The organism is Streptomyces acidicola (assembly GCF_009377235.1).
Taxonomy (GTDB): Bacteria; Actinomycetota; Actinomycetes; order Streptomycetales; family Streptomycetaceae; genus Streptomyces; species Streptomyces acidicola.
This window is the reverse complement of sequence record NZ_VMNX01000144.1, coordinates 1-23,556: the sequence shown is the minus strand read 5'-3', so window position 1 is coordinate 23,556 and position 23,556 is coordinate 1. Positions and strand designations below refer to the sequence as shown.

22 protein-coding genes are annotated in these 23,556 nt (G+C 70.1%); 15 read left to right on the top strand and 7 right to left on the bottom strand.

What is annotated here, in order from left to right; all coding sequences use genetic code 11:
• Window positions 1-89: 89 nt before the first annotated feature.
• The 8 genes from FPZ41_RS30140 to pssA all read left to right on the top strand — a co-directional run bounded on the left by FPZ41_RS30140 (window position 90) and on the right by pssA (window position 9,409).
• On the top strand, window positions 90-908 hold the full coding sequence (locus FPZ41_RS30140) for a TetR family transcriptional regulator (protein WP_228023063.1): 819 nt from the start codon (window positions 90-92) through the stop codon (window positions 906-908).
• Between the two features lie 594 nt (window positions 909-1,502).
• Window positions 1,503-2,864 (top strand): crotonyl-CoA carboxylase/reductase, encoded by a 1,362-nt coding sequence (gene ccrA / locus FPZ41_RS30135; protein ID WP_407698837.1) that lies wholly within the window; start codon window positions 1,503-1,505, stop codon window positions 2,862-2,864.
• Window positions 2,865-2,882: 18 nt separating this feature from the next.
• Window positions 2,883-4,937, top strand: coding sequence for a protein meaA (locus FPZ41_RS30130; protein WP_152866810.1), 2,055 nt, complete (start codon window positions 2,883-2,885; stop codon window positions 4,935-4,937).
• Complete coding sequence (locus FPZ41_RS30125) at window positions 4,934-5,953, top strand: HpcH/HpaI aldolase/citrate lyase family protein (RefSeq protein WP_152866806.1); 1,020 nt, start codon at window positions 4,934-4,936, stop codon at window positions 5,951-5,953. Before FPZ41_RS30130 ends, FPZ41_RS30125 begins: the two co-directional genes overlap by 4 nt.
• 26 nt (window positions 5,954-5,979) lie before the next feature.
• On the top strand, window positions 5,980-6,492 hold the full coding sequence (locus tag FPZ41_RS30120; protein WP_152866805.1) for a MaoC family dehydratase: 513 nt from the start codon (window positions 5,980-5,982) through the stop codon (window positions 6,490-6,492).
• 2 nt (window positions 6,493-6,494) lie between these two features.
• Window positions 6,495-7,745 (top strand): acyl-CoA dehydrogenase family protein, encoded by a 1,251-nt coding sequence (locus FPZ41_RS30115; protein ID WP_152866804.1) that lies wholly within the window; start codon window positions 6,495-6,497, stop codon window positions 7,743-7,745.
• Window positions 7,746-7,914: 169 nt separating this feature from the next.
• Window positions 7,915-8,571: a phosphatidylserine decarboxylase gene (locus tag FPZ41_RS30110; RefSeq protein WP_152866803.1), complete on the top strand. Its 657-nt coding sequence runs from the start codon at window positions 7,915-7,917 to the stop codon at window positions 8,569-8,571.
• Window positions 8,572-8,626: 55 nt separating this feature from the next.
• Window positions 8,627-9,409: a CDP-diacylglycerol--serine O-phosphatidyltransferase gene (pssA, locus tag FPZ41_RS30105; RefSeq protein WP_152866809.1), complete on the top strand. Its 783-nt coding sequence runs from the start codon at window positions 8,627-8,629 to the stop codon at window positions 9,407-9,409.
• Between the two features lie 106 nt (window positions 9,410-9,515).
• Here the strand turns inward: pssA and FPZ41_RS30100 are convergent, their stop codons facing one another.
• Window positions 9,516-10,634 carry a glycerate kinase gene (locus FPZ41_RS30100; RefSeq protein WP_322620900.1) on the bottom strand — a complete coding sequence of 373 codons (1,119 nt, stop codon included), beginning with the start codon at window positions 10,632-10,634 and terminating at the stop codon, window positions 9,516-9,518.
• Window positions 10,635-10,785: 151 nt separating this feature from the next.
• Complete coding sequence (locus FPZ41_RS30095; RefSeq protein ID WP_152866801.1) at window positions 10,786-11,025, bottom strand: hypothetical protein; 240 nt, start codon at window positions 11,023-11,025, stop codon at window positions 10,786-10,788.
• Between the two features lie 212 nt (window positions 11,026-11,237).
• Between FPZ41_RS30095 and FPZ41_RS30090 the strand changes: the two genes are divergently transcribed.
• The 3 genes from FPZ41_RS30090 (at window position 11,238) to FPZ41_RS30080 (ending at window position 13,767) form a co-directional block, all read left to right on the top strand.
• Entirely contained in the window at window positions 11,238-12,305 is a 1,068-nt protein-coding gene (locus FPZ41_RS30090; RefSeq protein WP_152866800.1) for an ADP-ribosylglycohydrolase family protein, read from the top strand.
• Window positions 12,306-12,461: 156 nt separating this feature from the next.
• Window positions 12,462-12,953, top strand: a complete 492-nt coding sequence (locus tag FPZ41_RS30085; RefSeq protein WP_152866799.1) for an NUDIX domain-containing protein — start codon at window positions 12,462-12,464, stop codon at window positions 12,951-12,953.
• 79 nt (window positions 12,954-13,032) lie between these two features.
• On the top strand, window positions 13,033-13,767 hold the full coding sequence (locus FPZ41_RS30080) for an SIR2 family NAD-dependent protein deacylase (protein WP_152866798.1): 735 nt from the start codon (window positions 13,033-13,035) through the stop codon (window positions 13,765-13,767).
• A 55-nt stretch (window positions 13,768-13,822) separates the two neighbouring features.
• On the opposite strand, the gene FPZ41_RS30075 is transcribed toward FPZ41_RS30080, so the two are convergent.
• The 3 genes from FPZ41_RS30075 to FPZ41_RS30065 all read right to left on the bottom strand — a co-directional run bounded on the left by FPZ41_RS30075 (window position 13,823) and on the right by FPZ41_RS30065 (window position 17,957).
• A complete protein-coding gene (locus FPZ41_RS30075) occupies window positions 13,823-14,314 on the bottom strand; it encodes a methylated-DNA--[protein]-cysteine S-methyltransferase (RefSeq protein ID WP_407698836.1) in 492 nt (163 codons plus the stop codon).
• A 56-nt stretch (window positions 14,315-14,370) separates the two neighbouring features.
• Window positions 14,371-15,879 (bottom strand): AlkA N-terminal domain-containing protein, encoded by a 1,509-nt coding sequence (locus tag FPZ41_RS30070; protein WP_152866796.1) that lies wholly within the window; start codon window positions 15,877-15,879, stop codon window positions 14,371-14,373.
• Window positions 15,880-16,034: 155 nt separating this feature from the next.
• Window positions 16,035-17,957 carry a heavy metal translocating P-type ATPase gene (locus FPZ41_RS30065; protein ID WP_322620899.1) on the bottom strand — a complete coding sequence of 641 codons (1,923 nt, stop codon included), beginning with the start codon at window positions 17,955-17,957 and terminating at the stop codon, window positions 16,035-16,037.
• Window positions 17,958-18,025: 68 nt separating this feature from the next.
• On the opposite strand from FPZ41_RS30065, the gene FPZ41_RS30060 reads away from it, so the two are divergent.
• The 4 genes from FPZ41_RS30060 to katG all read left to right on the top strand — a co-directional run bounded on the left by FPZ41_RS30060 (window position 18,026) and on the right by katG (window position 21,873).
• Window positions 18,026-18,394, top strand: coding sequence for an ArsR/SmtB family transcription factor (locus FPZ41_RS30060; RefSeq protein WP_152866795.1), 369 nt, complete (start codon window positions 18,026-18,028; stop codon window positions 18,392-18,394).
• A 9-nt stretch (window positions 18,395-18,403) separates the two neighbouring features.
• Window positions 18,404-18,892 carry a MarR family winged helix-turn-helix transcriptional regulator gene (locus FPZ41_RS30055; protein WP_152866794.1) on the top strand — a complete coding sequence of 163 codons (489 nt, stop codon included), beginning with the start codon at window positions 18,404-18,406 and terminating at the stop codon, window positions 18,890-18,892.
• A gap of 293 nt (window positions 18,893-19,185) precedes the next feature.
• The gene (locus FPZ41_RS30050; RefSeq protein WP_131564092.1) at window positions 19,186-19,623 is read left to right on the top strand and encodes a Fur family transcriptional regulator; all 438 of its coding nucleotides are present in this window, start codon (window positions 19,186-19,188) and stop codon (window positions 19,621-19,623) included.
• A gap of 33 nt (window positions 19,624-19,656) precedes the next feature.
• Complete coding sequence (katG, locus tag FPZ41_RS30045; RefSeq protein ID WP_152866793.1) at window positions 19,657-21,873, top strand: catalase/peroxidase HPI; 2,217 nt, start codon at window positions 19,657-19,659, stop codon at window positions 21,871-21,873.
• Window positions 21,874-22,036: 163 nt separating this feature from the next.
• On the opposite strand, the gene FPZ41_RS30040 is transcribed toward katG, so the two are convergent.
• Together FPZ41_RS30040 and FPZ41_RS30035 are read right to left on the bottom strand one after the other, a co-directional pair.
• Window positions 22,037-22,558 (bottom strand): O-acetyl-ADP-ribose deacetylase, encoded by a 522-nt coding sequence (locus tag FPZ41_RS30040; protein WP_152866792.1) that lies wholly within the window; start codon window positions 22,556-22,558, stop codon window positions 22,037-22,039.
• Between the two features lie 95 nt (window positions 22,559-22,653).
• The gene (locus tag FPZ41_RS30035) at window positions 22,654-23,499 is read right to left on the bottom strand and encodes a sugar phosphate isomerase/epimerase family protein (protein WP_152866791.1); all 846 of its coding nucleotides are present in this window, start codon (window positions 23,497-23,499) and stop codon (window positions 22,654-22,656) included.
• Window positions 23,500-23,556: the final 57 nt, after the last annotated feature.

The following is a 23,556-nucleotide window of genomic DNA, read 5'->3' as shown; positions in this document are numbered from 1 at the left end:
CCCCCTGCTCCCCCTGCTCCCCCTGCTCCCGAGTGCGGGTGATCGGCGGATCCGCGCATCATGCTGCGCCGATGCAGTACGTTCGGGTCATGTCCCACCCCGCCAAGTCCTCACGTACACCAGCTGCGCCCGACGCTCCGGAAAGCGCCGCGGGCGGTCGCGCCGCCGCCCAACGGCTCAAAATGCGCCGGGAACTGGCGGCCGCGGCGATGGAACTGTTCGCGACCAAGGGGTACGAGGCGACCACCGTCGACGAGATCGCGGCGGCCGCCGGAGTCGCCCGCCGCACCTTCTTCCGTCACTTCCGCTCCAAGGAAGAGGCGATCTTCCCCGACCACGACGACACCCTGGTCCGTGCCGAGGCCGTGCTGAACGCGGCGCCCGCCCACGAGCACCCGCTCGACACCGTGTGCCGCGGCATCAAGGAAGTCATGAAGATGTACGCGGCCCGGCCGGAGATCTCGGTGCAGCGCTACAAGCTCACGCGGGAGGTCCCCACCCTGCGCGAGGCGGAGATCGCGTCGGTCGCCCGCTACGAGCGGCTCTTCACCCGGTACCTGCTGGGCCACTTCGACGAGCACGCCCACGACGACGACGCCAACGACGACCCGTTGCTGGCCGAGGTCGCCGCGTCCGCGGTCGTCACCGCGCACAACCACGTACTGCGCCGCTGGCTGCGCGCCGACGGACAGGGGGACGTGGAGGCACAACTGGACCACGCCTTCGCGATCGTCCGCAGGACGTTCGGCACGGGGATCGGGGTCGGCCGGCACGAGCCCACGCCCCACACCTCCCGGGTCCCGGCGTCGGTCTCCTCGCAGGGCGAGGTACTGGTGACGGTGGCCAGGACCGACGCACCGCTGGACGAGGTCATGAAGACCATCGAGGAGGCCCTGAGGAGCCGCTGACCGGCAGCGTCGGCGTCGCGGGCCCGATCGTCACCCGTGGCCCCGAACGGCCGGTCAGCACCGAGGAGTTGCCGACGGAACTGCTGCGTATGCCGGACGTCGCACGGCGACCGGCTGCCGGCCCACCCACTGCATCGAGCTCACGGCTCCGCTGCGCACGGATCTGCTACGGCAGGACGGGCGGCAGCGGAGCCGTTCTCGTCGTGCTGGACAACGGCAGCGGCGTGAGGTGTCTGAGGCGTCGCCGGATTTTCCGCCGATATTCGGGCGGCCGTCGATCGATCATCGCTCATTTGTCGCGTAAATAATTCACCTGAGAGCAATTTCTGGCACCCAGTGCCTTGCGAGGTGACACGGGGTGCCATACCGTGAGGGTGTCCGGGCGATCGGCGTACAGAGATCCTTCGTACGCCGACTGTCCCCGTCGGCCATCCGGCCGGCGCGCCCGGACGCCTGCGTCACAGGCACCCTCCGCGCCACAAAGCGCTGCCGGAACACCACCCTTCCGCCGAACCGACGGCACACCCTCAGCAGCACCCGACGTAACCCTCAGCAGCGTCTTCCCTCAGGACGCTCGTCGCCGGAGGCAACACCGTGAAGGAAATCCTGGACGCGATCCAGTCGCAGACCGTGACATCAGGCGGCTCCGCCGCGGTCACGTCCGCCGACTTCGCCGCTCTGCCGCTCCCCGAGTCGTACCGCGCCATCACCGTGCACAAGGACGAGACGGAGATGTTCACCGGGCTCACCACCCGCGACAAGGACCCGCGCAAGTCGATCCACCTGGACGACGTGCCGGTGCCGGAGCTGGGTCCGGGCGAGGCCCTGGTGGCGGTCATGGCCTCGTCGGTCAACTACAACTCGGTGTGGACGTCGATCTTCGAGCCGCTGCCGACCTTCGGTTTCCTGGAGCGCTACGGCAAGCTGAGCGAGCTCGCCAAGCGCCACGACCTGCCGTACCACATCATCGGCTCCGACCTCGCGGGCGTGGTCCTGCGCACCGGCCCCGGCGTCAACGCCTGGAACCCCGGTGACGAGGTCGTCGCGCACTGTCTGTCGGTCGAGCTGGAGTCCAGCGACGGCCACAACGACACGATGCTCGACCCCGAGCAGCGGATCTGGGGCTTCGAGACCAACTTCGGCGGACTCGCCGAGATCGCCCTGGTGAAGTCCAACCAGCTGATGCCCAAGCCGGACCACCTCACCTGGGAGGAGGCCGCCGCTCCGGGCCTGGTCAACTCCACCGCCTACCGGCAGCTCGTCTCCCGCAACGGCGCCGGTATGAAGCAGGGCGACAACGTGCTGATCTGGGGCGCGAGCGGCGGGCTCGGCAGTTACGCCACACAGTTCGCGCTGGCCGGTGGCGCCACCCCCATCTGCGTGGTGAGCAGCCCGCGGAAGGCGGAGATCTGCCGGGCCATGGGTGCCGAGGCGATCATCGACCGCAACGCCGAGGACTACCGGTTCTGGAAGGACGAGCACACCCAGGACCCCAAGGAGTGGAAGCGCTTCGGCAAGCGCATCCGCGAGCTGACCGGCGGCGAGGACGTCGACATCGTCTTCGAGCACCCCGGCCGCGAGACCTTCGGCGCCTCGGTCTACGTCACGCGCAAGGGCGGCACCATCGTCACCTGCGCCTCCACGTCGGGCTACACCCACGAGTACGACAACCGCTACCTGTGGATGTCCCTGAAGCGGATCATCGGTTCGCACTTCGCCAACTACCGCGAGGCCTGGGAGGCCAACCGGCTGATCGCGAAGGGCAGGATCCACCCGACGCTGTCGAAGGTCTACTCGCTGGAGGAGACCGGCCAGGCCGCCTACGACGTGCACCGCAACCTCCACCAGGGCAAGGTCGGTGTACTGACGCTGGCCCCGCGCGAGGGCATGGGCGTGCGCGACGCGGAGAAGCGCGCCCGGCACATCGACGCCATCAACCGCTTCCGGAACGTCTGAGGTCCCTTCATGAAAGACATGAAAGAGACGAAGACAGGGGAACGCAGCCGGCAGGAACCCAGGGAAAGGGACCGGCCGTGGCTGATGCGGACCTACGCCGGTCACTCCACGGCCGAGGCGTCCAACGCGTTGTACCGGCGCAACCTCGCCAAGGGGCAGACGGGTCTCTCGGTGGCCTTCGACCTGCCGACGCAGACCGGATACGACCCCGACCACGTCCTCGCCCGCGGCGAGGTCGGCCGGGTCGGGGTGCCGGTCTCGCACCTGGGTGACATGCGCCGGCTGTTCCAGGACATCCCCCTGGAGCAGATGAACACCTCGATGACCATCAACGCCACGGCCATGTGGCTGCTGGCGCTCTACCAGGTCGTCGCGGAGGAGCAGGGACTCGATGAGGAGGCCGTCACCAGGCTCCAGGGGACGACACAGAACGACATCGTGAAGGAGTACCTGTCGCGGGGGACGCATGTCTTCCCGCCCGGCCCCTCGCTCCGTCTGACCACGGACATGATCGCGTACACGGTCTCCCACATCCCGAAGTGGAACCCGATCAACATCTGCTCGTACCACCTCCAGGAGGCCGGTGCCACACCGGTCCAGGAGATCGCGTACGCGATGTCGACGGCCGTCGCGGTGCTGGACGCCGTCCGTGACTCCGGTCAGGTGCCGCAAGAGCGCATGGGCGAGGTCGTCGCCCGTATCTCCTTCTTCGTGAACGCGGGCGTCCGCTTCGTCGAGGAGATGTGCAAGATGCGGGCCTTCGGCCGCATCTGGGACCGCATCACGCGCGAGCGGTACGGCATCGAGGACCCCCGGCAGCGGCGCTTCCGGTACGGCGTCCAGGTCAACTCGCTGGGTCTGACGGAAGCCCAGCCCGAGAACAACGTCCAGCGGATCGTGCTCGAAATGCTGGCCGTGACGCTCTCGAAGGACGCCCGCGCGCGTGCCGTCCAGCTGCCCGCCTGGAACGAGGCGCTGGGCCTGCCCCGGCCCTGGGACCAGCAGTGGTCGCTGCGCATCCAGCAGGTGCTCGCGCACGAGAGCGACCTGCTGGAGTACGACGACATCTTCGAGGGCTCGCACGTCATCGAGGCGAAGGTCGCCAGGCTGGTCGAGGAGTCGTTCGCGGAGATCGAACACATCCAGGAGATGGGCGGTGCGATGGCCGCCGTCGAGTCGGGCTATCTGAAGTCGCGGCTCGTCGCCTCGCACGCGGCCCGCCGGGCCCGGATCGAGTCCGGTGAGGAGAAGATCGTCGGCGTCAACATCTTCGAGACGACCGAGCCGAACCCGCTGACGGCCGATCTGGACACGGCCATCCACACGATCGACCCCGCGGTCGAGGAACGTGTCGTACGAGCCCTCCAGGAATGGCGCGCCACCCGCGACGACCCACGCCTGCGGGTGGCGCTGGAGCGGCTGAAGGAGGCCGCCCAGGGCGAGGACAACCTCATGGAGGCCACCCTGGAGTGTGCCCGTGCCGGGATCACGACCGGTGAATGGGCCGGGGCCCTGCGGGAGGTGTTCGGGGAGTTCCGGGCGCCGACCGGCGTTTCCTCGGCGCCGGTCGCGATGACGGCCGAGGAGGGCAGCGGGCTGGCGGAGGTCCGCCGGGGGGTGGACGCCACCGCCCGGGACCTGGGCGTGGGCAAGCTGCGCTTCCTCGTCGGCAAGCCCGGCCTGGACGGACACTCCAACGGGGCCGAGCAGATCGCCGTGCGGGCCCGGGACGCCGGGTTCGAGGTGGTGTACCAAGGCATCCGGCTCACCCCCGAGCAGATCGTGGACGCAGCCCTGGCCGAGGACGTGCACGCGGTCGGCCTGTCGGTTCTCTCCGGTTCACACACGCGGCTCGTGCCGGACGTGCTGGAGCGGCTGCGTCAGGCCGGTGCGCCCGACATCCCGGTGATCGCCGGCGGGATCATCCCGAACGGCGACGCCGAGCAGCTCAGGGCCGCTGGAGTGGCCGCGGTCTTCACCCCGAAGGACTTCGACATCACCGGGATCATCGGCCGTATCGTCGACGAGATCCGCAAGGCCAACAAGCTCGACCCCTTGGAGGTCCCCGCATGACCGCCCGCCCGTCTCCCGCCACCACCCCTCTGACGAGCGGCTCCGCCGCGCCTCTTCCTTCTGTCAACCGTCTTCGTCCGCGGCGTTCCTGCCTCGCGGTACCCGGAAGCAACCCGCGCTTCCTGGAGAAGGCCCAGGGCCTCCCCGCCGACCAGGTCTTCCTCGACCTGGAGGACGCCTGCGCCCCGCTCGCCAAGCCCGAGGCGCGGCACACGATCGTGAAGTTCCTCAACGAGGGCGACTGGACCGGCAAGACCCGGGTCGTACGCGTGAACGACTGGACGACCGAGTGGACGTACCGCGACGTCATCACGGTCGTCGAGGGCGCGGGTCCGAACCTGGACTGCATCATGCTGCCGAAGGTGCAGGACGCCCAGCAGGTCCTCGCCCTGGACCTGCTGCTCACCCAGATCGAGAAGACGATGGGCTTCGAGGTCGGGCGGATCGGCATCGAGGCGCAGATCGAGAACGCCCAGGGCCTGAACAATGTCAACGAGATCGCCCAGGCCTCGCCGCGCGTCGAGACGATCATCTTCGGCCCGGCCGACTTCATGGCGTCGATCAATATGAAGTCGCTGGTCGTGGGCGAGCAGCCGCCCGGCTACCCGGCGGACGCCTACCACTACATCCTGATGAAGATCCTGATGGCCGCCCGCGCCAACAACCTCCAGGCGATCGACGGCCCCTACCTCCAGATCCGCAACGTCGACGGCTACCGCGAGGTCGCGCAGCGCGCCGCGGCGCTCGGCTTCGACGGCAAGTGGGTGCTCCACCCGGGCCAGGTCGAGGCGTCCAACGAGATCTTCTCGCCCTCCCAGGAGGACTACGACCACGCCGAGCTGATCCTGGACGCGTACGAGTACTGCACGTCCGAGGCGGGCGGCAGGAAGGGCTCGGCGATGCTCGGCGACGAGATGATCGACGAGGCCAGCCGCAAGATGGCGCTGGTCATCGCGGGCAAGGGCCGCGCCGCCGGTATGCGGCGCACCAGCACGTTCGAGATTCCCGCCGACTAGGCCGACCAGAGGGGACGCGTAACGCCATGCAGTTCGGGCGCACCTACGAGGAGTTCGAGGTCGGGGCGGTCTACAAGCACTGGCCCGGTAAGACGGTCACGGAGTACGACGACCACCTGTTCTGTCTCCTCACGATGAACCACCATCCGCTCCACCTGGACAGCAACTACGCGGAGAAGACGACGGACTTCGGCAGGAACGTCGTCGTGGGGAACTACATCTACTCGCTCCTGCTCGGCATGTCCGTGCCCGACGTCTCCGGCAAGGCGATCGCCAACCTGGAGATCGAGTCGCTCAGACACGTGGCGCCGACCTTCCACGGCGACACGGTCTACGGCGAGACGACCGTGCTCGACAAGTGGCTGTCCAAGTCGAAGAACGACCGCGGCATCGTCCACGTCGAGACCAAGGGCTACAAGCAGGACGGCACGCTCGTGTGCGTGTTCCGCCGCAAGGTGATGGTGCCCACCGAGACATACATCAAGGAGCGCGGCGGCGAGCAGCCCGGCCGCCCTGAGCCGAACGCACAGGAGAAGTAGCCATGGCGCGACTCGCCCAGACCCACGGTCTGACCGACGTCCAGCAGGAGATCCTCTCCACCGTCCGGGACTTCGTCGACAAGGAGATCATCCCGGTCGCGACCGAGCTGGAGCACCGCGACGAGTACCCGCAGCAGATCGTCGACGGCCTGAAGGAGCTGGGTCTGTTCGGTCTGATGATTCCCGAGGAGTACGGCGGACTGGGCGAGTCCCTCCTCACGTACGCCCTCTGTGTGGAGGAGATCGCCCGCGGCTGGATGTCCGTGTCCGGCATCATCAACACCCACTTCATCGTGGCGTACATGCTCAAGCAGCACGGCACGCAGGAGCAGAAGGACACCTTCCTGCCGAAGATGGCGCTGGGCGAGGTCCGGGGCGCCTTCTCGATGTCGGAGCCGGGGCTGGGCTCGGATGTGGCGGCCATCACGTCCAAGGCGGTGAAGGACGATGGGGGCACCTCCCGCTCGAGCGCAGCCGAGAGTGGGGGAGAGTACGTCCTGAGCGGCCAGAAGATGTGGCTCACGAACGGCGGAACGTCAACCCTGGTTGCCGTCCTCGTGCGGAGTGACGAAGGACACTCCCCTGCGGAGGCGGCCGCGGCGCCCCACAGGTCGATGACGACCTTCCTCGTCGAGAAGGAGCCCGGTTTCGGTGAGGTCCGCCCCGGGCTCACCATCCCCGGCAAGATCGACAAGATGGGCTACAAGGGCGTCGACACGACCGAGCTCATCATGGACGGACTGCGCATTCCGGCCAATCGTGTGCTCGGCGGCACCACCGGCCGAGGTTTTTACCAAATGATGGACGGCGTCGAGGTGGGCCGCGTGAATGTGGCGGCGCGTGGCTGTGGCGTCGCTCAGCGTGCGTTCGAACTGGGCATCCAGTACGCCCAGCAGCGGCATACCTTCGGCAAGCAGATCGCCCAGCACCAGGCGATTCAGTTCAAGCTGGCGGAGATGGCTACCAAGGTCGAGGCCGCCCATGCCATGATGGTCAGCGCAGCTCGCAAAAAGGACTCGGGAGAACGAAACGACCTCGAAGCAGGGATGGCGAAGTACCTCGCCTCCGAATACTGCAAAGAAGTCGTGGAGGACGCCTTCCGGATCCATGGCGGCTACGGCTTCTCCAAGGAGTACGAGATCGAGCGTCTCTACCGTGAGGCACCGATGCTGCTGATCGGTGAAGGCACCGCCGAAATCCAGAAAATGATCATCGGGCGCAGGCTGCTCGAAGAATATCGATTCCAGGGCTAGACGTCCGTTTAGGGGTGTTTTCTTCGAGAAGAAGATCACACCCTGTCAACGGTCTTCAGCCGCCGACTCGGCTTCCTGGCTTGCCCAGTTGTGGCCCGCGACCGGTACGATCCCGGAAAAGCCGCCGTCCCCAGTCACAGCGCGGCATCATCCGCTACGAAGGTCATCCATGCCCCACAGCCAAACCTCTGCACCACGCGACAGCCTGGCCGGCGTACGCCTCGCGCGCGGAGCATCGCCGTGGCTTCTCCCGACCGTCGCCACCGCAGCCATCAGCCTGGTCCGCGCACGCCGCTCCGGCGCCGCCAAGGCCGTGGCAGTACCGGCCACCGCCCTCGCGGCCGGCATGCTGTGGTTCTTCCGCGACCCCGAGCGCGAGATCGCCCAGGGCCGAGTCATCTCGCCCGCCGACGGTGTGGTGCAGAGCATCATGCCGTGGAAGGACGGCCGCACCCGCGTCGCGATCTTCATGAGCCCGCTCAACGTCCACGTGAACCGCGCGCCGCTCTCCGGCACGGTCACGTCGGTCGAGCACATCCCGGGCGGGTTCGTTCCGGCGTTCAACAAGGAGAGCGAGAACAACGAGCGCGTCGTCTGGCACTTCGACACCGAGCTCGGTGACATCGAGATGGTCCAGATCGCCGGCGCGGTCGCCCGCCGTATCGTCCCGTACATCCCGCAGGGCACCAAGGTCGAGCAGGGTGACCGCATCGGGCTGATCCGCTTCGGCTCGCGCGTCGACATCTACCTCCCCGAGGGCGTCGAGATCGCGGTCGAGGTCGGACAGAAGACCGTGGCTGGGGTGACTCGCATTGACCGTGATTGATCCCGATACAAAGGCCGGCTGGGTGCCGGACGCGGAGGATGACGACGAGGAGGAGATGCCGCTGTCGTTGCGCCTGTCGATAGCGGACACTCTGACGCTCGGCAACGCCACGTGCGGCTTCATGGCGGTGTACTTCACCACCACCGGCATCCTCATCCCGCACCTCACCGGCAGCCAGGAATCCGGCATGGCCCGCAACAGCGCGGCCACGGCGGTCATCCTGATGCTGTGCGCGGCGGTCTTCGACCTGTTCGACGGCCTCGTGGCGCGCAAGCTGCGGTCGTCGCCGATGGGCGCGGAGCTGGACAACCTCTCCGACCTGATCAGCTTCGGTCTGGCGCCGGCCTACTTCGTCCTCGTCTACGGCATGGTCGCGGACGACGCGTACCAGCGGGTGGCGACGGTGGGAGCCGTCGTCGTGCTGCTCGCGGTGGTGCTGAGACTCGCCCGCTTCTCGTGCGTGACGGTGAAGGACGGCACGTTCCAGGGCATGCCGTCTCCGTTCGGCGCGCTCACGGTCGTCTCGATCATCCTGCTGGAGCTGCCGTTCGTGGCGACGCTGCTGGCGATCCTGGGGACGGCGTGGCTGATGGTGAGCCGGGTCGAGTACCCGAAGCCGCGGGGGCGCCTCGCGGTGGCGATGCTCTCCTGGATCGTGCTGAGCATGGGGCTCCTGGCCGCGTGGGCCTTCGACGCCCCCAGCGGTCAGCTGCTGCTCCAGACGGGCTGTGCGCTGCAGCTGGTCATGGGTGCGGTCATCCCGCTGTTCGCCACGGCTCGTCGGGTGAACAACTTCCGCGACAACCGGCGCGAGGCCAGGGCGGCACAGCTGCCGTAGCCGTCCGCTGGACGTCCGATCGTGACGAGGGCCCGAACCACTGTGGTTCGGGCCCTCGTCGTGTACGGTCCGGTGCGGTCGGCCGGGAGCGGTCGTCGCCCCCTCGTCAGGTCAGCAGGTCCCGCGCGATCCGTTCCGCCACGGACTCCAGGATCGGGCCGGCCTCCGCGATGCACCGCTGGACGTCGGGCTCGGCCTCGGTCAGGGGGTAGGCGCGGCGGATGCCCGCCCGGTGAAGGGTCTCCGGCGACAACGCGAGGCGGCCGCAGACCGCTATGACCTCCTTGCCCGCGGCGCGGGCGGCCGCGGCGACGCCCGCGGGCGCCTTGCCGTGGAGGGTCTGCTCGTCCAGGGAGCCCTCACCGGTGATCACCAGCGTGGCCCGCTCCAGCGCGGGCGCGAAGCCCAGCACATCCAGCATGACCTCGATGCCCGGACGGAAACCGGCGCCCACGATGAGGGCGCCGTACCCGATGCCGCCCGCCGCGCCCGCACCGGGCGAGGTGGCGTACTCGGCCGCGCGTGGGCCGATCGCCTGTTCCAGGACCTGCGCGAAGTGACCCAGCGCCGCGTCCAGCACCGCCACGTCGTCCGGGGTCGCCCCCTTCTGCGGCCCGTACACGGCGGGCGCGCCCTTGGGTCCGGTCAGCGGGTTGTCCACGTCGCTGGCCAGCACGAACTCGATCTCGGCGAGCCGCGGGTCGAGGCCCGACAGATCGGCGACGGCCAGGGCACTCAGTGCTCCGCCCCCGGGTCCGACGGGTTCTCCGTCGGCGTCGAGGAAGCGTGCCCCGAGCGCGGCCAGCATGCCCGAGCCGCCGTCCGTGGTGGCGCTCCCGCCCACGCCGAACACGATCGTCCGGGCCCCCGCGTCCAGCGCGGCACGCAGCAGTTCGCCCGAGCCGTACGTCGTCGCGGTCAGCGGCGCGAAGACCCCGGCGGGCAGTCGCTGCAACCCACTGGCCTCGGCCATCTCGACGACGGCGGTGTCGCCGCGCAGCGCGTACGCCGCCATGACGGGCTCGCCGAGAGGGCCGGTGACCCGTACCTCCCGGCGTTCGAACCCGGCCGCGACCGCCGCGTCCACCGTCCCGTCGCCGCCGTCGGCCACGGGCAGCGCCTCGACCTCGACCTCGGGCACGACCCGCCGCAGGCCCGCCGTCACCCGCTGTGCGACCTGCACGGCCGTCAGTGAGCCCTTGAACTTGTCCGCGGCGATCAGCACCCGCGCAGTTCCCGTCACCTGGAATTCCCCTTGCTCTTCGGGCCTTGCGCACGTCAAGGCAGTCGCGCCGCAAGGACCCTAACCGGTGACAGGGGTCACTGCCCAGGGTGGACGCCCCCCGTCGCGGGGTCCCCCTGGGCCCTGCAGGGGCTCACTCCGGGACGGAGGCACCGCTGTGGTCGTACATCTGGTGCATCATGGCGTTGCCGTCGCCGCTGGGCATGCTGATGTGCTCCATGACGTCCTCCAGGATGTCGTAGTCCCCGGTAAGGACGTAGACGTCGCCGGACTGGACGAGAGGCTCGGCGGCGGCCGCGTGGGCCGGGACGGCGGCGAACAGGACGGCGAGGGACAGGGCCGCGAGCATGATCGTACGGCGCATCAAGGTCATGACACTCCTGGCGCGAAGGCGGACGATTACCGTCCGGAACCAAACGGACGCCCGGCAGTAAACCAGGCGAACATCCCATGCCGCCGCGCACACGGACGAAAGTTGACGCGGGCCCGGTACCGAGATTGACGCGAGCCCGGTATGGGGAGTCCGACGCGGCGAACGAGGAGGCCGGCCGGGCGGAACCGCGCCGGATTCGGTAAACCGGACGTATGACCCCTCAGGGCACTGACCTCGCCGACCGCGTCCTCGGGGGCTGGCTGGGCCGGATCGCGGGCAACATGCTCGGCAAACCGGTCGAGCAGGGCGACCACTGGACGCGGGACCGCATCGACCGCTACCTGCGGCAGGCCGGGGCCCTGCCGCTGACCGACTACCTCCCCGAGCCCGCCGACGAGAGCGACGGCCTCGAACTGCGGCCGGAGTGGCGCCAGTGCGTACGCGGCCGTATCCACGGCAGCTGCCGCGACGACGACGTGGACTACGCGATCCTCGGCCTCGACCTGCTGGAGACGTACGGCTTCGGCTTCAGCACCGACCAGGTCGGCGACCTGTGGCTGCTGCGGCTGCCGTTTCTGCAGACGTTCACCGCCGAGCGGGCCGCGTACCGCAATCTCGCGAACGGCCTCAAACCGCCGCTCACCGCCACGTACGAGAACCCCTACCAGGAGTGGATCGGCGCGCTGATCCGCGCCGACGTCCACGGCTGGACCCGCCCCGGCGTCCCCCACCAAGCGGCCGCGCTGGCCCGCCGTGACGCGGTTTTGTCGCACACCGGCAACGGCGTGTACGGCGCGATGTGGGCGGCCGCGCTCATCGCGGCCGCGTTCACCGCGCCGACCGTGCGCTCGGCGCTCGACACCGCGCTCACGGTGATCCCGGCGAGCAGCCGCCTGTCCCGTACGGTGCGCCGGGTCCTCTCGCTGCACGCGACGGGACTGGGCTGGGAGGACACCCTGGTCACCCTGTCCGAGGAGACCTCCGGCCTCGGCTGGATCCACACGATCCCCAACGTCGCCGTCCTCACCGCCGGCCTCCTGTACGGCGACGGCGACTTCACCCGCACGATCACCCTCACCGTCCGCGGTGGCCTCGACACCGACTCGAACGGCGCCACCGCGGGCTCGGTGGCCGGCGTCCTGTGCGGCGCGGAGGCGATCCCCCCACAGTGGAAGGACCCCCTGGAGGACACGGTCCGCAGCGCGGTGTTCGGGTTCGACGGGGCACGGATCAGTGAACTGGCGGAGCGCACGGTGCGGTTGGCCCGGACGGCGGACTGAGGGCCGTTCGCGGAGAACTCAGGCTGAGGGCCGTTCGTGGAGAACGCAGGCCGAGGGCCGTTCGCGGAAACGGCGCGCTGAGCTGCGCCCCGCACTGATTCCTTTCGCCCCCTCTCGCGCCCCGGTGGAGTCGCCGAGGGTCGTTACCCTTCCCGAATGACCACTCCAGACTTCGCCACGTACATCGCCGGCCTCCCCCGCGTCCTCGCCGGGGCCGCCGCGCTCTTCCGGGACACCGAGGGGCGGGTGCTGCTCGTGGAGCCCAACTACCGGGAGGGGTGGGCGCTTCCCGGGGGCACGATCGAGTCGGACACCGGCGAGACCCCACGCCAGGGCGCCCGGCGCGAGACCGCCGAGGAGATCGGGCTGGACATCGAGCTGGGGCGCCTGCTCGCTGTGGACTGGGTCCACGGAACGGCCCGGCCGCCGCTGGTGGCGTACCTGTACGACGGCGGGGTCCTCGGCGAGGACGACCTCAAGGCGATCCGGCTCCAGGAGGAGGAACTGCTGTCCTGGCGCCTGGTGAAGCCTGACGAACTGGCCACCTACCTCCCCGGTGCCCTCGGCCGCCGTGTGCTCGCCGCGCTGGAGGTCCTGGCCCAGAACACGGGGACGGCCGAGCTGGAGAACGGGAACCGGGTGGGCTGAGCCCGAGGCGGCCAGCGGACGGCCACGGGGCGGCGATATCCGTTCGCCACGCGTGGGCGGGCGTCCTACCCTCGGGCCCATGAAGAAGCCCCTCGTCGCCCTCCTCAGTGGCGCAGGCATCTCCACCGATTCCGGGATCCCCGACTACCGCGGCCCCAGCGGGCTGTGGCGGCGGGATCCGGAGGCGGAGAAGCTCGTGACGTACGAGTACTACATGGGCGATCCGGAGATCCGGCAGCGGTCGTGGCAGATGCGGCGGAAGAACCGGGTACTGCGGGCCGAGCCGAACGCCGCGCACCGGGCCGTGGCCGAGCTGGAGCGGTCCGGGGTGCCGGTGCGGGTGATCACGCAGAACGTGGACGGGCTGCACCAGCTCGCCGGGATGCCCGCCCGCAAGGTCCTCGAACTGCACGGCACCGCACGGACCGTCGTGTGCACGAAGTGTCACACCAGGGTTCCCGCTCAGGACGCGCTCGCCCGGGTCGAGGCCGGTGAGGCCGATCCCCCGTGTCTGGAGTGCGGCGGGATCCTGAAGACGGCGACCGTGATGTTCGGCGAGCGGCTCGATCCCCTGGTGCTGGGCGAGGCGGTCGCGATCACCAAGGCGTGCGAGGTGTTCATCGCCGTCGGCACCAGCCTCCAGGTGCAGCCCGCCGCCGGGCTCGCCGGTGTCGCCGCCGACCACGGGGCACGGCTGATCATCGTCAACGCCGAGCCGACGCCGTACGACGACCGCGCGGACGAGGTCGTTCGGGAGCCGATCGGGACCGCCCTGCCGGAGGTGCTGCGCAGGTTCGGCGCCGCGAGCGGGTGAGCGGCCCGGCCGTCAAGACCCCCTGCCGTGACGGCCCCGCCCGCCGCGCAGGCCCTCAGAAGAGGGCCGTTCCCCGTTCGAAGTCCAGCAGGCGCTGCTTGCGCTCCAGGCCGCCGCCGTATCCGGTGAGGCTGCCGTCGGAGCCGACCACGCGGTGGCAGGGGACGATGATGCCGACGGGGTTCTTGCCATTGGCCAGACCGACCGCTCGGGACGCCCCGGGGTTGCCGAGGGCGTCGGCGAGGTCTCCGTACGAGCGGGTCTCGCCGTAAGGGATCCTCGTGAGCTGTTCCCAGACTCTGCGCTGGAACGGGGTGCCGTGCAGCCGCAGTTCGAGAGTGAACTTCTTCAACTCACCGGCGAAATAGGCCTTCAGCTGGTCCTCCGCCTCCCCGAAGAGGGTGTCGTCGCGCGGGCCGAAGGTCTCCTCCGGCGGGCGGTGGCGCTGGTGGGTCATGTAGAGGCCGCACAGGACGCCTTCGTCCGCGACGAGGGTGAGAGGGCCATAGGGGCTGTCGATGACGGTGTGCTGCTTCGTGGCAGTCACAGTCGTCGGAGAAGTCGCAGAAGGTGTGGACGTTGCAGAAGTCATGGTGAACATCCCTATACAGGAAGGAAGTTGATCGGGTGGCTGTCGGTCGCCCACAGGTACTGGACCGCGTACGCCCGCCAGGGACGCCAGGCCGCCGCGCGGGCCGTGAGTGCGGCCGGAGTCGACGGCAGCCCCAACTCCTGTGCGGCACGCCGGATACCGAGGTCGGTGGGGAGGAACGCGTCGGGGTCGCCGAGGGCGCGCATCCCGATGACGTCGACCGTCCAGGGGCCGAAGCCGGGCAGGGCCAGGAGTTCGGCGCGCGTCTGCTCCCAGTCGCTGTCGACGCCCAGGTGGAGGGTGCCGTCCGCGAGGTGGCGGACGAGCGTGGTGAACGTCGTGCGGCGGGTCCGGGGCATCGCGAGGGACTCGGGGTCGAGGTCCGCGAGCGCCTCCGGGGACGGGAAGATGTGGGTGAGGCCGCCCTCGGGGTCGTCCACGGGCTCGCCGTGCGCGGTGACCAGGCGGGCGGCGTGGGTGCGGGCGGCGGCCGTGGAGACCTGCTGTCCGAGCACGGCCCGTACGGCGAACTCGGCCTCGTCGACGGTGCGCGGCACCCGGCGGCCGGGGGCCTTGTCGATCAGCGGCGCCAGCACCGGGTCCGTGCGCAACTGGTCGTCCACGGCCACCGGATCCGCGTCCAGGTCGAGCATGCGACGGCAGCGGCTGATGGCAACGGGCAGGTCGCGCAGGTCACTGAGGGTGAGACGGCAGGCGATGTGGTCGGGGGCAGGAGTGAGCCCGACGATGCCGTGGCCGTACGGGAGGCGCAGGGTTCGGCGGTACGCCCCGTCGCGCCACTCCTCGACACCGGGTACGGCGGTGGCGGCGAGGTGGCCGAAGAGGTTGTCGGGGTTGAGCGGGGCCCGGAAGGGGAGGCGGAGGGCCAGCACCCCCGGGGTCCCGGAGGAGTCGCCGGCGGGCACCGGCGGGGTGCCTGACCGTTTGGCGGCCCGCTCGCGCAGGTCGCTCGGCGACAGGGCGTAGACCTCCCGCACGGTGTCGTTGAAGGTACGGATCGAGGCGAATCCGGCCGCGAACGCGATCTCCGCCATCGGCAGCGCGGTCGTCTCGATGAGCAGCCGCGCCGTCTGCGCCCGCTGGGCCCTGGCGAGCGCGAGCGGCCCGGCGCCCAGCTCGGCGAGGAGGTGCCGCTCGATCTGGCGGGTGCTGTAGCCGAGCCGCCGGGCGAGCCCGGGCACGCCCTCGCGGTCCACGATCCCGTCCGCGACGAGCCGCATCGCGCGGGCCACGAGGTCGGCGCGCTGGTTCCACTCGGGGGAGCCGGGGCTGGTGTCCGGGCGGCACCGTTTGCACGCCCGGAACCCTGCCTGCTGGCAGGCCGCCGCGCTCGGGTAGAACGTCATGTTCTCCGGCTTGGGCGGCACCACCGGGCAGCTCGGGCGGCAGTAGATCCGCGTGGTCAGGACGGCCGTGTAGACCCACCCGTCGAACCGTGCGTCCTTCGACTGCACGGCACGCACGCAACGCTCGACGTCCGTGTGCATTCCGTTCCGCATGAATCCAGGATCGGGGACGGGGAGGGTGCATGGCTGGCAGGAATCCGACATGAAGGTGCGGGCGACCTGGAACCGAGGTGTGTCGGCAGAGGTATGCCCGCAGCCCTACGTCGACATACAGACCCTCCTTCTCAGGCGCCCGGCGCCCTTCCTCCTCAGGCGCCCGTCGCCGCCTTCCGCCAAGCGGATTCCCGCAGCAGCCGCAACCCGTTCAGGCCCACCAGCACGGTCGACCCCTCGTGCCCGGCCACACCGAGCGGCAGCGGCAGATTCCCCGCCAGGTCCCACACGACCAGCACGGCAATGCACGCCCCGGCGATGACCAGGTTCTGGGCGACCAGCCGACGGGCGGTCCGCGACAGCCGTACGACCGCCGGGATCGCGGTCAGCTCGTCGCGCACCACGACCGCGTCCGCGGTCTCCAGCGCCAGGTCGGACCCGGCCCGCCCCATCGCCACACCGGAGTGTGCGGCAGCGAGAGCGGGCGCGTCGTTCACGCCGTCGCCGACGAACAGCACCTTGCGCCCGTCGCTCTGGAGGGTCCGTACCGCATCCACCTTGCCCTCGGGCAGGAGGCCCGCGCGCACGTCCGTGATGCCGGTGTCCGCGGCCACCTGCGCGGCGGCGGCCCGGTTGTCGCCGGTGAGCAGGACAGGGGACGTGCCGGTGACGGCGGTCAGCGCGACGATGGCGGCGGGGGCGTCATGACGGAGACGGTCGGTGAGGGTGAGGGTGCCGACGGGGGTCCCGTCGCGTACGACGAGGATCATGGTCCCGCTGGTCTCGTCGGCGCACTCCCCCGCACGCCCGACCGTCACCTTGCACCCCTCGACCGTGGCGCTCACCCCCTGCCCGGGCACGGCCGCGAAGTCCGCCGCGGGGGCGAGGCTCAGGCCGCGGGTGCGGGCGGCCGTCACGACGGCGCGGCCCAGCGGGTGTTCGCTGGGGTGCTCGGCGGCCGCGGCCAGCGCGAGGAGGGCGTCCTCGTCGAGTCCGGAGCCGGGCAGCGGCCGTACCTCGGTGACCTCCGGCGTGCCCTCGGTCAGGGTGCCCGTCTTGTCGATCGCCGCCGCGTCGATCTCGCCGAGCCGTTCCATCGCCACGGCCGACTTGATCAGCACACCGTGCCGTCCGGCGTTGGCGATGGCGGAGAGGAGCGGCGGCATGGTGGCCAGGACCACCGCGCACGGCGAGGCGACGATCATGAAGGTCATCGCGCGGAGCAGGGCGCTGGTGAGGTCGGAGCCGAAGGCGAGCGGGACGGCGAAGACGGCGAGCGTGGCGGCCACCACGCCGACGGCGTAGCGCTGTTCGACCTTCTCGATGAAGAGCTGGGTCGGCGCCTTGGTCTCCGACGCCTCCTCGACGAGGGTGACGATGCGGGCGATCACGGAGTCGGCCGGGTCGCGTTCCACGCGGACACGCAGCGCGCCGGTGCCGTTGAGGGTGCCCGCGAAGACCTCGTCGCCCGGGGCCTTGGGTACGGGCAGGGGTTCGCCGGTGATGGTCGCCTGGTCGGCGTCGCTCTCGCCCTCCAGCACGCGTCCGTCGGCGCCGATGCGCTCGCCGGGGCGGACCAGGACGACGTCCCCCACGGCCAGTTGGTCCGTGGGGACGGTCTCCTCGACGGTGCCGTCCGCCGACAGCCGGGTGGCCGTCGTCGGGGCCAGGTCGAGCAGACCTCGTACGGAGTCGGCGGTGCGGGCGGTGGCCAGGGCCTCCAGCGCGCCGGAGGTGGCGAAGATGACGATCAGCAGCGCACCGTCCAGGACCTGCCCGATCGCGGCCGCGCCGAGTGCCGCGACGATCATCAGCAGGTCGACGTCGAGCGTCTTCTCGCGCAGCGCGCGCAGCCCTTCGAGGGCGGGTTCCCAGCCGCCGGCCGCGTACGCGATCACGTAGAGCGGCCCGTACAGCCAGGCGGGGGCGCCGGTCAGGTCCAGCGGGAGCGCGAGCAGGAAGGCGAGGGTCGAGGCGAGGGCCCAGCGGGCCTCGGGCAGGGCGAGGACGCGGGTACGGCGGCCGGGCGCCGAGGGCGCGGACGGGCGAACCGGTGGTGGGGCAAGAGTGGTGGACACCCGAGCACCATACAGGAACACATGAAGAGTCGTTCATTTCTTCAAGGGTGATGGGTAGGATGTCCCCCATGGGTCATGGAGCTGTCACCGCCGCGCAGGACGCCACCCCTCGCGTACGCCTCGACGCGGCCAACGCCGCGAAGGTGGCCACGACCCTCCAGGCCCTCTCCACCCCGTCCCGCCTGCTGATCCTCGCGCGGCTGCGCGAAGGGCCGCTGCCCGCGACGGAGTTGGCGGCCGAGGTGGGCATGGAGCAGTCCGCGTGCTCGCACCAACTGCGCCTGCTGCGCAACCTCGGACTGGTGGTCGGTGAGCGGCGAGGCCGTTCGGTGGTGTACGCGCTGCACGACCACCATGTCGCCGAGCTGCTCGACCAGGCCGTGTACCACGTGGAGCACCTGCGCCTGGGGATCAGCGACGCGCCTGAAGGGGACTGACCCCCGAGCATGGAGACACCGGAGCAGCCACACTGGCTGAGCGACGACGAGACGGAGACGTGGCACGCTCTCGCCGGCGTACTGATCAGGCTGCCGGGCGCTCTCGACGCACAGCTGCAACGGGACGCGGGGATCAGCCACGTCGAGTACCAGGTGATGGCGATGCTCTCCCGGACAGCGGAACGCACGCTGCGGATGAGCGAGTTGGCCGGGTACACCGGCTCGTCACTGTCCCGTCTCTCGCACCTGGTCAAGCGGTTGGAGCGGAACGACTGGGTGCGCCGCGCCCCGGACCCGGACGACGGCCGCTACACCCTGGCCACCCTCACGGAGTCCGGCTGGGACAAGGTCGTGGCGACCGCGCCGGGGCACGCGGAGGCGGTACGCCGCTTCGTCTTCGACCCCCTCACCAAGGCGCAACAGAGACAGCTCCGCGACATCGGGCGCCGCGTCTGGGGCGCGGTCGAGCCGCACGACCACTGCCTGCCACCACGGTGACGGCCGGGCGGGACGGACACGGCGTCCCGCCCGACCTCAGGGCAACACACCCGGGCCCGGCCGCCGCAATCCCTCCTCCCGCCGCGTACTCCCTGTTACCGCCGCCTGGAGGCCACGGCAGGCACCCTCAGCCGCACCTGCACACAGCCACTGCCACTGCCACTGCCACTGCCACTGCCACTGCCACTGCGGGCCGTACCATACTGGGGCAAATATCACCCAAACCCGCCACGCCATACTTGGACCATTCATTACCTTGAATCATTCGTGTTTGTGCAGGTAGGTTTGGAGCCATGACTGCACCCCAGACCCCGACCACCGCAGAGGAGCTGCGCGGTGCCGGCCTGCGGGTGACGGCCGCCCGCGTCGCGCTGCTCGAAACCGTCCGTGATGGCGACCACCTCGATGTCGAGGCGATCGCCGCGGGGGTACGCGAGCGCGTGGGCCACATCTCCCTGCAAGCCGTCTACGAGGCGCTCCACGCACTCACCACGGCAAGCCTCGTACGCCGCATCGAACCCCCCGGGAGCCCGGCCCTGTTCGAGGGACGCGTCGGGGACAACCATCACCATCTCGTGTGCCGGTCGTGCGGTGTCGTCGCCGACGTCGACTGCGCGGTCGGCCACACCCCCTGTCTGACCGCAGCCGACGACCGCGGCTTCTCGATCGACGAGGCCGAGGTCATCTACTGGGGCGTGTGCCCCGACTGTTCAACCCCGCGTGGTATCTGAGCACAGTGATCCACCTAGTCCGGAAGGTTTCCCATGGCTGAGAACCCTGATGCAATCGTCACCGACCCCAAGGCCGAGGGCACAGGTGGCTGCCCGGTCGCGCACGGGCGCGCCGCGCACCCGACGCAGGGCGGAGGCAACCGTCAGTGGTGGCCGGAGCGCCTCAACCTGAAGATCCTTGCCAAGAACCCCGAGGTGGCGAACCCTCTCGGTGAGGAGTTCGACTACGCCGAGGCGTTCAAGTCCCTCGACCTCGCGGCCGTGAAACAGGACATCGCCGAGGTCCTCACCACCTCCCAGGACTGGTGGCCCGCCGACTTCGGCAACTACGGCCCGCTCATGATCCGCATGGCCTGGCACAGCGCGGGCACCTACCGGATCAGCGACGGCCGCGGCGGTGCCGGGGCCGGCCAGCAGCGCTTCGCCCCCCTCAACAGCTGGCCGGACAACGGCAACCTCGACAAGGCCCGTCGTCTGCTGTGGCCGGTCAAGAAGAAGTACGGCCAGAGCCTGTCCTGGGCCGACCTGATGGTCCTCACGGGCAATGTCGCGCTGGAGCAGATGGGCTTCGAGACCTTCGGCTTCGGCGGCGGCCGCGCGGACGTCTGGGAGGCCGAGGAGGACGTCTACTGGGGTCCCGAGACCACCTGGCTCGACGACCAGCGCTACACCGGCGACCGCGAGCTGGAGAACCCGCTCGGAGCCGTCCAGATGGGCCTCATCTACGTCAACCCGGAGGGCCCGAACGGCAATCCGGACCCGATCGCCGCGGCCCGCGACATCCGTGAGACGTTCCGCCGCATGGCGATGAACGACGAGGAGACCGTCGCCCTGATCGCCGGCGGCCACACCTTCGGCAAGACCCACGGCGCGGGCCCGGCCGACCACGTGGGCGAGGCCCCCGAGGGCGCCTCGATCGAGGAGCAGGGCCTGGGCTGGAAGAGCACCTTCGGCACGGGTAAGGGCGCGGACGCCATCACCTCCGGCCTGGAGGTCACCTGGACCACGACCCCGACCCAGTGGAGCAACGGGTTCTTCAAGAACCTCTTCGAGTACGAGTACGAGCTCACCCAGAGCCCGGCCGGCGCCAACCAGTGGGTGGCGAAGGACGCCCCGGAGATCGTTCCGGACGCGCACGACTCGTCGAAGAAGCACCGCCCGATGATGCTCACCACCGACCTGTCGCTGCGCTTCGACCCGATCTACGAGCCGATCTCCCGCCGGTTCTACGAGAACCCCGCGGAGTTCGCGGACGCCTTCGCCCGCGCCTGGTACAAGCTGACCCACCGCGACATGGGCCCGAAGTCGCTGTACCTCGGCCCGGAGGTCCCGGAGGAGACCCTGCTGTGGCAGGACCCGCTGCCTCAGGCCGAGGGCGAGGCCATCGACGCCGCCGACGTCACGGCCCTCAAGGCCAAGCTCCTCGACTCGGGCCTGACCGTCTCGCAGCTGGTCAGCACGGCGTGGGCGTCGGCCTCGACATACCGCGGCAGCGACAAGCGCGGCGGTGCCAACGGCGCCCGCATCCGCCTGGAGCCGCAGCGCGGCTGGGAGGTCAACAACCCCGACGAGCTCGCCCAGGTCCTGCGCGTCCTCGAGGGCATCCAGCAGGAGTTCAACTCCGGCGCCAAGAAGGTGTCCCTGGCGGACCTGATCGTGCTGGGCGGCTCGGCTGCGGTGGAGAAGGCGGCCAAGGACGCCGGCCACGACATCGAGGTGCCCTTCACTCCGGGCCGTGTGGACGCGACGGAGGAGCACACCGACGCGGAGTCCTTCGCCGCGCTGGAGCCCACCTCCGACGGCTTCCGCAACTACCGGGGCAAGGGCAACCGTCTGCCGGCCGAGTACCTGCTGCTCGACCGGGCGAACCTGCTCACCTTGAGCGGTCCGGAGATGACGGTCCTCGTCGGCGGTCTGCGTGTCCTGGGCGCCAACCACGCCCAGTCCGCGCACGGCGTCTTCACCGACACCCCGGGCACGCTGACCAACGACTTCTTCGCCAACCTGCTCGACCTGGGTACGGAGTGGAAGTCGACGTCCGAGGCCCAGGACACGTTCGAGGGCCGCGACGCGGCCACGGGCGAGGTCAAGTGGACCGGCACCCGCGCGGACCTCGTGTTCGGCTCGAACTCCGAGCTGCGCGCGCTCGCCGAGGTCTACGCGAGCGATGACGCGAAGGAGAAGTTCGTGAAGGACTTCGCCGCGGCATGGACCAAGGTCATGGACCTCGACCGGTTCGACGTCGCCTGAGTCCGGATCTGATCACGGCGGTCGGATCATGAGGATCTGATCACGAACGTCTGATCACGACCGTTTGATCGTGCCGTCCGGGTCGGCCCGCGTGGGCCGGCCCGGACGTTGTCATGTGCCCCAGGGGGGCAGGTGCCCCAGGCGAACCGGAGAACGACCGGCGTCACCGGACATGCCTGGCGAACGCCTCGTATGCCTGCTCGTCGAAGAGCACGAACCTGACCTCCTCGATGGCCGACTCCGTCTCCCGCACCGACTCCCGCACCGTCTCCACCGCGATCCGGGCGGCGTCCTCCATGGGCCACCCGTAGATCCCGGCGGAGACAGCCGGGAACGCGACCGTACGGGCGCCCAGCTCGTCCGCGATCCTCAGCGACTCCCTGTAACAGGAGGCCAGCAGCTCCGAACGGTTCTCCTCCCGCGTGAATCGCGGGCCCACGGTGTGGATCACCCAGCGCGCGTCCAGGTTGCCCGCCGTGGTGGCGACCGCTTGGCCGGTGGGCAGGCCCCTGCCGTAGCGGGAGGCCCGCAGGTCACGGCACTCGGCGAGGATGGCGGGGCCGCCCCGGCGATGGATGGCGCCGTCGACGCCTCCGCCGCCGAGGAGGGAGGAGTTCGCCGCGTTGACGATGGCGTCGACGGACTGCTGGGTGATGTCGCCCTGGATGAGCGTGATGGCGGTCATGGGGCCTCTATACCAGCGCGTCTACCAGCCCGGGGGTCGATAACGGCCGAGGCCGTCCACCCGTCGGGGCCCGCCGCGCAGGGGCGGCTTCGTGCCTATCCCGCCGCCGCGCGCAGGAACTCGATCGAGCGGCGGGCGACGTCGGGTGCGTCGAGTGCCCCGCCCTGGATCTCGACCGAGACCAGGCCACGGTGGCCGAGATCGCGCAGAGCGGCCAGCACCGAAGGGAAGTCGATCTCGCCGGTGCCGAACTCCAGGTGCTGGTGGATGCCACGGCACATGTCGTCGATCTGTGTGTTCCGCAGCCGTGGGGCGGCCAGGCGCACGCAGTCGAGTACGGACCGCTCCTCCACACAGTGCGCGTGCCCGACGTCCAGGGTGATCCCGAACAGCTCGTGCCCGCCGACGCGTTCGGCGAGGTCCAGGCAGCGCTCCACGGTGTCGACGAACATGTACGGCTCCGCCTCGAAGGCGAGCGCCACCCCGTACCGCTCCGCCGTCTGAAGGACCGTCTCTACGCCGGCCGCGAGGCGCTTCCACGTGTCCTCCTCCGGCAGCCCGTCGGGCGCGGGGCCGCTGCACAGGTGGACGGTGGGCGAGCCGAGGTCGGCGGCGATGCGCAGGGCGCGCCGCAGCAGGTCGATCCTGAGTTCGGAGCCGTCCGACATCAGCGTGGGCAGGTGCTTGCCCCAAGGGTTCAGGAGGTAGGGCGCACCGGTCTCGATCGTGATGTCCAGCCCGTGCCGAGCCAGGTTCCGGGCGAGCACGGCCACGCGTCGGCTCAGGTCGTCGGCGTACGGGTCGAGGTGCGCGTGGTCGAGAGTGAGGGCCACACCGTCGTAGCCGAGGTCGGCGAGAACGGCGAGGATGTCGGCCAGACGGTGGTTCGTGAAGCCGTTGGTGCCGTAGCCGAATCTGAGTGGGGTGGGCGCAGGTCGCATACGAACCGTCCTCGCACGGAGGTGTCGGGGGCAGAACGGGGGCTGTCTCTTATACAA